General features: G+C 71.5%; 9 protein-coding genes and 1 pseudogene. All 10 read left to right on the top strand.

What is annotated here, in order from left to right:
• Positions 1–146 precede the first annotated feature (146 nt).
• The 10 genes and pseudogenes from ACIQUQ_RS11940 (at position 147) to ACIQUQ_RS11895 (ending at position 11,736) form a co-directional block, all read left to right on the top strand.
• Positions 147–1,484 (top strand): DUF6716 putative glycosyltransferase, encoded by a 1,338-nt coding sequence (locus tag ACIQUQ_RS11940; RefSeq protein WP_403974223.1) that lies wholly within the window; start codon positions 147–149, stop codon positions 1,482–1,484.
• A pseudogene (locus ACIQUQ_RS11935) lies at positions 1,481–2,224 on the top strand (cytidylyltransferase domain-containing protein); the annotation flags it as partial. The gene ACIQUQ_RS11940 and the pseudogene ACIQUQ_RS11935, both read left to right, overlap by 4 nt.
• A 136-nt stretch (positions 2,225–2,360) precedes the next feature.
• Positions 2,361–3,278 carry an N-acetylneuraminate synthase family protein gene (locus tag ACIQUQ_RS11930; protein WP_403974220.1) on the top strand — a complete coding sequence of 306 codons (918 nt, stop codon included), beginning with the start codon at positions 2,361–2,363 and terminating at the stop codon, positions 3,276–3,278.
• A gap of 45 nt (positions 3,279–3,323) precedes the next feature.
• Positions 3,324–4,457, top strand: coding sequence for a hypothetical protein (locus ACIQUQ_RS11925; protein ID WP_403974218.1), 1,134 nt, complete (start codon positions 3,324–3,326; stop codon positions 4,455–4,457).
• A 158-nt stretch (positions 4,458–4,615) separates the two neighbouring features.
• Positions 4,616–5,860 carry an amidohydrolase gene (locus tag ACIQUQ_RS11920; RefSeq protein ID WP_403974526.1) on the top strand — a complete coding sequence of 415 codons (1,245 nt, stop codon included), beginning with the start codon at positions 4,616–4,618 and terminating at the stop codon, positions 5,858–5,860.
• 217 nt (positions 5,861–6,077) lie between these two features.
• On the top strand, positions 6,078–7,136 hold the full coding sequence (locus tag ACIQUQ_RS11915) for a BMP family protein (protein ID WP_403974216.1): 1,059 nt from the start codon (positions 6,078–6,080) through the stop codon (positions 7,134–7,136).
• Between the two features lie 208 nt (positions 7,137–7,344).
• Positions 7,345–8,964 (top strand): ABC transporter ATP-binding protein, encoded by a 1,620-nt coding sequence (locus tag ACIQUQ_RS11910; RefSeq protein WP_403974524.1) that lies wholly within the window; start codon positions 7,345–7,347, stop codon positions 8,962–8,964.
• Positions 8,961–10,076, top strand: coding sequence for an ABC transporter permease (locus tag ACIQUQ_RS11905; protein ID WP_403974211.1), 1,116 nt, complete (start codon positions 8,961–8,963; stop codon positions 10,074–10,076). Before ACIQUQ_RS11910 ends, ACIQUQ_RS11905 begins: the two co-directional genes overlap by 4 nt.
• A complete protein-coding gene (locus tag ACIQUQ_RS11900) occupies positions 10,073–11,338 on the top strand; it encodes an ABC transporter permease (protein WP_403974209.1) in 1,266 nt (421 codons plus the stop codon). Before ACIQUQ_RS11905 ends, ACIQUQ_RS11900 begins: the two co-directional genes overlap by 4 nt.
• Positions 11,335–11,736: a cytidine deaminase gene (locus ACIQUQ_RS11895; RefSeq protein ID WP_403974207.1), complete on the top strand. Its 402-nt coding sequence runs from the start codon at positions 11,335–11,337 to the stop codon at positions 11,734–11,736. The genes ACIQUQ_RS11900 and ACIQUQ_RS11895 overlap by 4 nt, the downstream gene beginning before the upstream one ends.
• Positions 11,737–11,826 lie beyond the last annotated feature (90 nt).

Raw genomic sequence — 11,826 nt, 5'->3', positions numbered from 1 at the left:
GGCGCGTGAACGAAGAATGGCAGGACGGTTAACCTGCCCGCCCGCCCGGCAATTCACGGCCCTATTCGCATCTCGTCGACGGGCTGTTAACCCTCTGTTGAGCGCTCGTTGGGCCGATCACCGGAATTCCCGCATAGCTTCGCACCGTGCCAGAAAGTACCAGCGGCGTAACTGCCAACAGGAAGACGCGGGTTGCCGTACTCGCCGATTCCGATACGCGATGGAAATGGGGCGCACTCACCGCGCAACGCCTCGCCCCCGACCTCCACCTCACCGGATTCCTGCTGCGCGGCCGGGCCACCCCCACCGCGCGCCAGCTCGGCGAAGTGGGCGTCCGGGCCGACCGGCTGACCGAGGTGACCTGCGCCGAGTTCCTCGCGGAGATCGAGGACGGCGGGTACGACGTCGTGGTCCTCGCCCTCGTCGGCGGCGCCGTCCAGGCGGTGCTGCACGGCGCCCGCGCCCTCTGGCCCACCCCCGCGAAGCGGCCCGTACTCGTCACCGGCTACGTGGGCGTCGTGTACGAGAAGCTCGCCGACGGCCTGCTGCTGCGCCACGGCGCCGACCTCGTCCTCGCCAACTCCCACCACGACGCCGGACGCTTCCGCGCCGTGTACGAGGGGGTCGGCGCCGACGCCACAGCCGTCACGGAGACCGCGCTGCCCTTCCTCGGCGGCGCCCCGTACGAGCAGCGCACCGGCCACGCCCACACCGTGGTCTTCGCCGCGCAGCCCTCCGTACCGGAGAGCCGCGCCGACCGCACGTACCTGCTGCGCCGCGCCGCCGAGCACGCCCGCCGCCACCCCGGCCGCGAGGTGCTGGTCAAGCTGCGGAGCAGGCCCGGCGAGCACACCACGCACCTCGAAGAGCTGCCCTACCAGCGCCTCGCCGAGAAGCTCCCCGGCGGCCTGCCCGCCAACTGCCGCCTGGTGTACGGGAACATGGGCGAGGTCCTGGACCGCACCGACCTGCTGGTCACCGTCAGCTCGACGGCCGCCCTCGAAGCCCTCCACCGGGGCGTCCCCACCGCGGTCCTCACCGACCTCGGCATCCGCGAGGCCCTCGGCAACCACCACTTCCTCGGCTCCGGCTGCCTCGCCTCCTGGGACCAGCTCGACGCGGGCCTGCGCCCGGTGGCCGACGCCGCGTGGCTGGCCGGCCAGGGCGTCGTCGCCGAGGGCCCGTACGAGCGCGCCTTCGACCCCGCGCGGGAGCGGCTCGCCGAACTGGCCGCGCGGCCCGCACTGCCCGCGCCCGCCCCGTACTACACCCTCGCCACCGCACCCGGGTACCTGCCCGGCATCCTCGCCCGCCACCACCTCGGCACCGACGGCACCCCGCTGCCCGGCACCGCCCGGCCCGCCGCCGCGGACTCCCGCGTACGCCGCGCCGTGCGCGCCTGGCTGCGCGACGCGGCCCGCGGCGCGTACCGGCACGGGGTGCAGCGCGTGGCCCCCGTCATCCGACGCCTGGGAGAACTGTGAGCCCCGCCGACCCCGCACCCCGCCCGCACGTCCTGGCCGTGATCCCCGCCCGGGGCGGCTCCAAGGGCGTGCCGGGCAAGAACCTCGCCCCCGTGGGCGGCCTGCCCCTGGTCTCCCGCGCGGTGCTGGCCTGCCGGTCCGCCGGGCACGTCACCGCCGTCGTGGTCTCCACGGACGACCCGGCCATCGCGGCCGCCGCCCGCGAGGCCGGCGCCGAGGCCGTGCCGCGCCCGTCGGACATCGCCGGCGACACCGCGAGCAGCGAGTCCGCCGTGCTGCACGCCCTCGACGTGTACGAGGCGCTGCACAGCCGGACCGTGGACGTGGTCCTGCTCGTCCAGGCGACCAGCCCCTTCCTGACCGCCGCCGACGTCGACGCGGTGGCCGCCGCGGTGGCCGTCGGGGGCGCCGACAGCGCGCTGGCCGTGGCCCCGTTCCACGGCTTCCTCTGGCGCGAGTCCGCCGTGCCGGCCGGCCGCGCCGGGTACGGCGTGAACCACGACGAGTCCCACCGGCCCCGCCGCCAGGACCGCCCCGAGGACCTGCTGGAGACCGGCGCCGCGTACGCCATGTCCGTACCCGGCTTCCGGGCCTGCGGGCACCGGTTCTTCGGCCACATCGTGCCCGTGCGCACCGACCCGGCCCGTGTCCTGGAGATCGACGACCCGCACGACCTGGCCCGGGCCCGCGCCCTGGCCCCCCTCCTCGACCCGGCCGCGGCGACCGCCTCGCCGGTCGCGCAGCCCGCGCACCCCGAGCCCGCACACCCCTGACCCGCACCCCGGGTCCCACCCCGGCCCACTCCGAGTCCCACCCCGCCCCCGCCCCCGCCCCACCCCAGCACCCCACGCACCGAAACGAAGGACGTCACCTGCCATGACCGCCTCCTCCGCCTCCCCGCGCCTGCGCACCCTCGGCTCCCGCACCGCCGGTCCGGGGCAGCCCGTCTACGTCGTCGGCGAGATCGGCATCAACCACAACGGCGACCTCGACAACGCCTTCGCCCTGATCGACGCCGCGGCCGAGGCCGGCTGCGACGCCGTGAAGTTCCAGAAGCGCACCCCCGAGATCTGCACCCCGCGCGACCAGTGGGACATCGAGCGCGACACCCCCTGGGGCCGCATGACCTACATCGACTACCGCCACAGGGTCGAGTTCGGCGAGGACGAGTACCGCGCCATCGACGAGCACTGTGCCAAGCGCGGCATCGACTGGTTCGCCTCCCCGTGGGACACCGAGGCCGTCGCCTTCCTGGAGAAGTTCGACGTCCCCGCCCACAAGGTGGCCTCCGCCTCCCTCACCGACGACGAGCTGCTGGGCGCCCTGCGCGCCACCGGCCGCACGGTGATCCTCTCCACCGGCATGTCCACCCCCCGGCAGATCCGTCACGCGGTGGAGGTGCTCGGCAGTGCCAACATCCTGCTCTGCCACGCGACTTCCACGTACCCGGCCAAGGCCGAGGAGCTCAACCTGCGCGTGATCAACACGCTCATGGACGAGTACCCGAACGTCCCGATCGGCTACAGCGGCCACGAGACCGGCCTGCAGACCACCCTCGCTGCCGTCGCCCTGGGCGCCACCTTCGTCGAGCGCCACATCACCCTCGACCGCGCGATGTGGGGCTCCGACCAGGCCGCCTCCGTCGAGCCCGGCGGCCTCGCCCGCCTGGTCCGCGACATCCGCACCATCGAGACCGCCCTCGGCGACGGCGTCAAGCGCGTGTACGAGTCCGAGCTCGGCCCGATGAAGAAGCTCCGCCGGGTCCAGGGCGAGGTCGAGCTCGCGGGCGTCTGAGCCGGCCCCGCCCCCGCCCCACGACCAGCAGACGAGGAGAACGTGGTGAGTGAGAGCAACGCGTCCATCCTGGCCCTCGTGGAGAGCCCGGTACAGCTCCTGAACGTCCTGGAGTGGGCCCATGCGGAGGCGGTGGCACAGGCGGAGTGGCCGCTCCTCGGCGCCGTGCCCGCCCAGCCCACCCGCGGCGGGCGCCGCGTCCCGCCGCTCGAAGGGCTGCGGATCGTGGTCCTGCCGCCGGTGGACCCCATGTCGCGCGGCCAGCTGCGGCGGATGGCCGCGCTGGCCCGCGACGAGGGGCACCAGGTGCGGTGGCAGGAGGCGCGCGGCGGCCGGCTCGCGCCCTTCCGGGCCGTGGGGGCCATGGCCCGCGACATGCGCCGGGCCGACCGGATCGTGGTCGGCGACCCCTTCTCGCGCTTCGTCCAGCTGCTGCTCACGCTGGTGCGGGCGCCTGAGCTGGTCGTCGTGGACGACGGCACGGCCACCATGGAGTTCGCCGGCCAGATCGCGCGGGGCGAGCGGCTGGTGCGCTGGCACCGGGTCGGCTCCCAGGGCCTGCCGGGGAAGGTCAGGGAGCTCGCGTACGCGCCGGTCTCCTCGACCGCCCGGCGCCGCTTCACCCCCGCGCGCACGGGCCGGCGGGTGGAGGTCTTCAGCTCGATGCCCGTCACCGTGCCCGAGGGCGTGGAGCTGCGGGTGAACGAGTTCGCCTGGACCCGGTCGGCATTCGGGCCGCCCCGGCTCACCCAGGGCACCGACCTGGTCGGCACCTCGCTGGTGGAGACGGGGGTCGTGGAGCCCGGGCGGTACGTGGCCGCCGTACGCTCCCTCGCCGCGGCCTACGGGGCCACCCGGTACTTCGCGCACCGCCGCGAGAGCCCCGAGAAGCTGCGCACCTTGAGCGAGGCGACCGGCCTGGAGATCGTCCGTCCGGACCTGCCGCTCGAACTCATCGCACGGCGTGGACCCATCGGACGTACGATCGTCAGCTTTCCGTCCACGGTCGTCCACACGCTGCCCTACGCACTCCGCGGCACCGGCGTGACCGTCGCGGTCTGCGACGTCGACCCCGCCTGGCTCACCGGAGGTGCCTCGCCGAGGGCCCGCAGTTTCCTCGCCGGGGTCACCGACACCGCCCGTGACGTGCGCAGGCTCGCCGCGAGTGCGGCTTCGTGAACGGCCGTGTCGGCCGAGTGAGCGGCGGAGTTTACCCCCCTGACACATAGGTCATGCACCCAGCAGCCGGTTTTTCTTCCCCTAACGGGCTGAACTTTTCCTGATCTCCAGCCAGTTGGGTGCCGGGTGCGCCTACCCTTCAACGGGTGAACCAGTTGATGTCCCGCGAGTCCCAGACCGTCCTTTCCGGCAAGCCCGTCGAACCCGCGCTGCCCGGCAAGCTCCCGGAGAACCTGCGAGCCGAACTGATCGCGTTCCGCCGGGACTTGCACATGCACCCGGAGCTGGGCCACCAGGAGTTCCGGACCACCGCAGCGATCAAGGCCAGACTGGAGAAAGCCGGCCTGCGGCCCCGCGTACTGGAGACCGGGACCGGTCTGATCTGCGACATTGGCGGCTGGGACGGCCAGCGGCCGATGCTGGGGTTCCGCGCGGACATCGACGCCCTGCCCATCCCGGACGCCAAGGTCGGCGTCCCGTACCGGTCCACCGTCCCCGACCGGGCGCACGCCTGCGGCCACGACGTGCACACCACGGTGGTCCTCGGCACCGGCCTGGTGCTGGCCGCGCTGCACCGCCAGGGGCTGCTGCCCAGGCCCGTGCGGCTGCTGTTCCAGCCCGCGGAGGAGGTGCTGCCCGGCGGCGCCAGCGACGCGATCGAGTCCGGGGTGCTGGACGGCGTCGGCCAGATGATCGCCGTCCACTGCGACCCGCGTGTCGACGCCGGGAAGATCGGCCTGCGGCCCGGGCCGATCACCTCGGCCTGCGACCGCCTGGAGATCACCCTGGAGGGTGCCGGCGGCCACACCGCCCGCCCGCACCTGACCACGGACATGGTCACGGCCGCCGCCCGGGTCGCCGTGGACGTGCCGGCGCTGCTGGCCCGCCGGGTCGACACCCGCGCGGGGCTGGCGGTCACCTGGGGCAAGATCGCTTCCGGCCACGCGTGCAACGTCATCCCGATGACCGCGGAGCTCAGCGGCACCGTGCGCTGCCTGGACCTGAACGCGTGGCACGAGGCGCCGGACCTGATCCACGCGGCCATCGACGAGGTAGCCGGGATGCACCGGGCCAAGACGGAGATCAACTACGTGCGCGGGGTGCCGCCGGTCGTCAACGACCCGGTGGTGACCGAACTGCTCCGCGACGCCATGGCCGCCCGCTGCGGGGCCCACTCGGTGGAGGACACCGAGCAGAGCCTGGGCGGCGAGGACTTCTCCTGGTACCTGGAGCACGTGCCCGGTGCGATGGCCCGTCTGGGTGTCCGCACTCCGGGCGATCCCGTCAAGCGCGACCTGCACCGCGGCGACTTCGACGTGGACGAGTCCGCCATCACCACCGGCGTCGAGCTCTTCACGGCCGCGGCCCTGCTCGACGGCCGCCGCGCCCGGGCCAACGGGTAGATCTCGCACGGCGCCTTTCCCGGCCGTACACGTCCGGGAAAGGCCTTGTGCAACAAGGTTTCGGGCCAGTTGGGTTACCGATCGGTCACTGTCCGGTTCGCGACGATCCGATAACGACTCCTGAAGGGGCCTTTAACTGACATCTACGCGCGTTACGATCGCGGCGAAACCAGCGCCGGTCAGTGGCGCTTCGGTCAGGTTTTGAAGGAGCCTCCCCTTGCGCCGGATCACCAGGATCGCCACCGTGGGCGTCGCGTCCGCGGCCCTCGCGCTTACCGCCACCGCCTGTGGTGGCAAGAAGTCCACGGACGCCGGGTCCTCTGACTCGACGACCGCCGCCTCCACCGCCGCCATCGCCTACGACATCGGCGGCCGCGGCGACCAGTCCTTCAACGACGCCGCGTACGCGGGCGCCGAGAAGGCCCAGGCCGACCTGAAGGTCAAGGTCAAGGAGGCCGAGCCGACCGAGGGTGAGAGCGACGCCGACAAGGTGCAGCGCCTCACCGAGCTGGCCCGCTCCGGCGCCAACCCGGTCATCGGCGTCGGCTTCGCCTACGCCCCGGCCATCAAGAAGGTCGCCCCGAAGTTCCCGAAGACCACCTTCGGCATCATCGACGACACCTCGGTGACCGGCGCCAACGTCGCCAACATGGTCTTCAACGAGGAGCAGGGCTCCTACCTCGCGGGCGTGGCCGCCGCCAAGGCGTCCAAGACCGGCAAGGTCGGCTTCATCGGCGGCGTCGAGGTTCCGCTGATCAAGAAGTTCGAGGCCGGTTACGTCCAGGGCGTCAAGGACACCAACCCCAAGGCCGAGGTGCTGACCCAGTACCTGTCGCAGCCGCCGAACTTCGAGGGCTTCGCCAAGCCGGACCTCGGCAAGGCCGCCGCCCAGGGTCAGATCGCCAAGGGTGCCGACGTCGTCTACGCCGCCGCCGGTCTCGCCGGCTCGGGCTCCATCGAGGCCGCGTCCACCGCGGGCAAGTGGGCCATCGGCGTCGACTCGGACCAGTACAACCAGGCCGGTCTGGCGAAGTACAAGGACAAGATCCTGACCTCCGTCACCAAGGACGTCTCGGACGCGGTCTTCAACCTGATCAAGTCCGTCAAGGACGGCAGCCCGCAGACCGGTGAGGTCCGCTACGGTCTGGACAAGGACGGCGTCGGCCTGGCCGACTCCAACCCGCAGTACAAGAGCATGACCGAGCTCATCGCCGCCGTTGAGAAGGCCAAGGCCGACATCATCGCCGGCAAGATCAAGGTCAAGACCGCTCCGTAAGGACGCGATCAGACGGGGCCCGGAGAGGCAGGCGGTGCCGCCTCCCGGGCCCCGGGCCGCGTTTGCGGCTCAATCTTTTCTTTTTCGGCAGAGCTACGCGCGTAGAGGTGTCGTGGACGCGATACCTTCTCTCACCGCCCTCCCAGCCCTGCCCCCCGTCACCGCCAGACCCTGCCTTCCCGCTCCTTCGCGCCAAGGAGAGTGCGTCATCAACGCGTCCAGCCCGCCCCCCGCCGTAGAACTGCACGGCATTACCAAGCGCTTCCCCGGCGTCGTCGCCAACAAGGACATCGCGATCACCGTCCGCAAGGGCACCGTGCATGCCCTGATCGGTGAGAACGGCGCCGGCAAGTCGACCCTGATGAAGATCCTCTACGGCATGCAGAAGCCGGACGAGGGCACCATCGCCATCGACGGGGAGCAGGTCACCTTCAACACGCCCGGCGACGCCATCGCCCGCGGCATCGGCATGGTGCACCAGCACTTCATGCTCGCCGACAACCTCACCGTCCTCGAGAACGTGGTCCTCGGCGGCGAGAAGCTGTACGGCATCGGCGCCAAGGCGCGGAAGAAGATCCAGGAGATCTCCGACGCCTATGGCCTGGGCGTGCGCCCGGACGCCCTGGTCGAGGACCTCGGTGTCGCCGACCGCCAGCGCGTGGAGATCCTCAAGGTCCTCTACCGCGGCGCCCGGATCCTCATCCTCGACGAGCCGACCGCCGTGCTCGTGCCGCAGGAGGTGGACGCGCTCTTCGACAACCTGCGGGAGCTCAAGTCCGAGGGCCTGACGGTCATCTTCATCTCCCACAAGCTGGGCGAGGTGCTGAAGGTCGCCGACGACATCACCGTCATCCGGCGCGGCACCACGGTCGGCACCGCCGACCCCAGGACCGCCACCACCAAGCAGCTCGCCGAGCTGATGGTCGGCAGCGAGCTGCCCTCGCCCGAGACCCGCGAGTCCACGGTCACCACCACCCCGATGCTGACGGTCTCCGACCTGAAGCTGACGGCCACCGACCCCGACGGCGTGGTCCGCGAGGTGCTGGCCGGCATCGACTTCACCATCCACAAGGGTGAGGTGCTCGGCATCGCCGGCGTCGAGGGCAACGGCCAGACGGAGCTCATCGAGGCCCTGATGGGCATGAGCATCCCGGACGGCGGCGTCATCACGCTGGACGGCAAGGACATCTCGACGACGCCGACCCGCAAGCGGCGCGAGGGCGGCATCGGCTACATCCCCGAGGACCGGCACCGGCACGGCCTGCTGCTGGAGTCCCCGCTGTGGGAGAACCGCATCCTGGGCCACGTCACCGAGCGCCCGAACTCCAAGAGCGGCATCCTCGACCCGAAGGCGGCCCGCAAGGACACCGAGCGGATCGTGCGCGAGTACGACGTCCGCACCCCCGGCATCGAGGTCACCGCGGCCTCGCTCTCCGGCGGCAACCAGCAGAAGCTGATCGTCGGCCGCGAGATGAGCCACGACCCGAAGTTCCTCATCGCCGCCCACCCCACCCGCGGTGTGGACGTCGGCGCGCAGGCGCAGATCTGGGACGCGATCCGAGATGCCCGCCGCGAGGGCCTCGCGGTCCTGCTGATCTCGGCCGACCTCGACGAGCTCATCGGCCTGTCGGACACGCTCCGCGTGATCTACCGCGGTCGTCTGGTCGCGGACGCCGACCCCGCGACCATCACCCCGGAGGAGCTGGGCACCGCCATGACCGGCGCGGCCCGGGGCCACCTGGAGGCCGGCGAGAACGGCACCCAGACCGAGACCGAGAACAACGACTCCGCCGCGGGCGCCGATTCGCCGGAGGACGAGGGCCGATGAAGAAGATCGACAAGGACAAGCTGATCCTGGGCGCCGCCGGACCGGTGCTCGCCCTGGCCAGCGCGTTCGTCCTGACCTCGCTGGTGCTGCTGGCGACCGGCGTGAACCCGATCGAGCCGATCCGGCTGATGATCGAGAACGCCGGTTACGAGGACGTCCAGGTCCTGATCCTGAACCAGACCGGCACGTACTACCTGGCAGCCCTGGCCGTCGCCATCGGCTTCCGGATGAACCTCTTCAACATCGGCGTCGACGGCCAGTACCGCCTGGCCGCGATGCTCTCGGCCGTCGTCGGCGCCTCGGTGACGCTGCCCGGTCCCCTGCAGATCCTGCTCATCGTGGTCGTCGCGATGTGCGTCGGCGCCTTCTGGGCCGGCATCGCCGGTGTGCTCAAGGCCAAGCGGGGCGTCAGCGAGGTCGTCTCGACGATCATGCTGAACGCCATCGCGACCAGCCTGATCGCCTGGCTGCTCCTGCCGAAGAACCTCGGCGTGCAGCCGGAGGGCTCCAACGACCTCACCACCGGTGACATCCCGGAGGCCGGCTGGTTCCCGGCCGTCAGCATGGGCGACTCCGGCGAGATCTACGGCTTCACCTTCGTCGCCTTCGCCCTCGGCTTCGTCTACTGGTTCGTCCTCAACCGGACCCGCTTCGGCTTCGACCTGCGCGCCACCGGCGCCAGCGAGTCCGCGGCCGCGGCCTCGGGCGTCGACGCCAAGAAGATGATCCTCACCTCGATGCTGATCTCGGGTGCCGTGGCCGGTCTGGCCGGCATGCCCACGCTGCTGGGCGACACCCACACGTACAGCCTGTCGTTCCCGGTCGGTGTCGGCTTCACCGGCATCACCATCGCGCTGCTGGGCCGCAACAACCCGGTCGGCATCTTCTTCAGCGCCCTGCTGATCGCGTTCCTGGACAAGGCGTCCGCCTCCCTGGACCAGTACGGGTACGCCAAGGAAATCGCCACGATCATGAAGGGCCTGATCGTGATCGCGGTCGTCGTCTCGTACGAACTCGTCCGCCGCTACGGCATCCGCCGCCAGCAGCAGAAGGTCGGCGAGGAGCTGGCCGCCGGTGGCGCCATGAAGACCGATAAGGAGGTCGCGGCGTGAGCACCAGCACCGTCTCCGCGACGAGCGCCGCGCCCAAGGGGAGCGGCGGCCGCAAGAAGCTGACCCTGCCGTGGATCCTGCTGATCATCGCGGGTGGCCTGGCCCTGGTGTCGCTGGTCCGGCTGATCAGCGGCGCCAACGACCTGACCTCCGTCGGCCAGGTGTCCGGCGCGCTCCAGCTCGCCGTCCCGATCGGCCTGGCCGGTCTCGGCGGTCTGTGGGCCGAGCGCGCGGGCGTGGTCAACATCGGCCTCGAGGGCATGATGATCCTCGGCACCTGGTTCGGCGCCTGGGCCGGCTACCAGTGGGGTCCCTGGACCGGTGTGGTCCTGGGCATCGTCGGCGGTGCGCTCGGCGGCCTGCTGCACGCGATCATCACCGTGACGTTCAACGTCAACCACATCGTCTCCGGTGTGGCCGTGAACATCCTCGCGGTCGGCATGACCCAGTACCTCTCGAACTACACGTTCGCCGAGGCCGAGGGCGGCTCCTCGAAGCAGTCCCCGCGCATCGAGCCCATCACGAACATCACGGTCCCCGGGCTCTCGGACTGGCTGGCCGACCTCCAGGCCAAGCACTGGTTCCTCATCTCGGACGTCGCCGGCGTGCTGGGCGGCCTGGTCACCGAGCTGTCGCTGCTGACCGTCGTGGCCCTGCTGCTGATCCCCGCCACCTGGTGGGTGCTGTGGCGGACCTCCTTCGGCCTGCGCCTGCGCTCCTGCGGTGAGAACCCGATCGCGGCCGAGTCCCTCGGCGTGAACGTGTACAAGTACAAGTACATCGCCGTGATCGTCTCCGGCGGCCTCGCCGGCCTCGGCGGCGCCTTCCTCGCCATCGTCTCCACCGGCATCTACCAGGAGGGCCAGACCGGCGGCCGCGGCTACATCGGTCTCGCCGCGATGATCTTCGGCAACTGGATGCCGGGCGGCATGGCGCTGGGCGCCGGCCTCTTCGGCTTCACCGACAGCCTCAAGCTGCGCGGCGGTGCCGAGAACGTCCACGCGATGCTGCTGCTGGTGGGCATCCTGCTCGTGCTGGCCGCGGCCTGGCAGCTGTACAAGCGCAAGCACTGGCAGGCCGGCATCGCGCTGGCCGTCGGCGCCGGCGTCTTCGCCTGGTACGCGCTCACCGACGTGCTGCCCAGCCAGTTCGTCGACGCCGCGCCGTACGTCACCACGCTGCTGGTGCTCGCCCTCTCGGCACAGCGCCTGCGCATGCCGAAGGCCGACGGTCTCCCGTACCGCAAGGGCCAGGGCAAGTGACCCCGGCAACCGGCACGGTCGACTGGGAGGCCCTGCGGGACGCCGCCCGGGACGCGATGTCCCGGGCGTACGCCCCCTACTCGGGCTTCCCGGTCGGCGCCGCCGCGCTGGTGGACGACGGACGCACGATCACCGGCTGCAACGTCGAGAACGCCAGCTACGGCCTGGGCCTGTGCGCCGAGTGCGGGCTGGTCTCCACCCTCGCCGCCACGGGCGGCGGCCGGCTCACGCACTTCACGTGCGTGGACGGCCAGGGCAGCCTGCTCGTCCCGTGCGGCCGCTGCCGCCAGCTGCTGTTCGAGTTCGGCGGGCCCGAGCTCCTGGTGGACACCCCGGAGGGCATCCTGCCGCTCTCCGAGATGCTGCCGCAGGCCTTCGGCCCCGGCCATCTGAAGTAAGCACCCCCGACGGCCCTTTCGCCCCGAGCGCGGAAGGGCCGTCAGGTTTCCGAGTCTCTATGCGCGTAGAGTCGCGCATCAGTACGACGA

It is taken from the genome of Streptomyces sp. NPDC101118 (genome assembly GCF_044759445.1).
Classification (GTDB): Bacteria; Actinomycetota; Actinomycetes; order Streptomycetales; family Streptomycetaceae; genus Streptomyces.
This window is presented reverse-complemented; position numbering and strand designations above follow the sequence as displayed.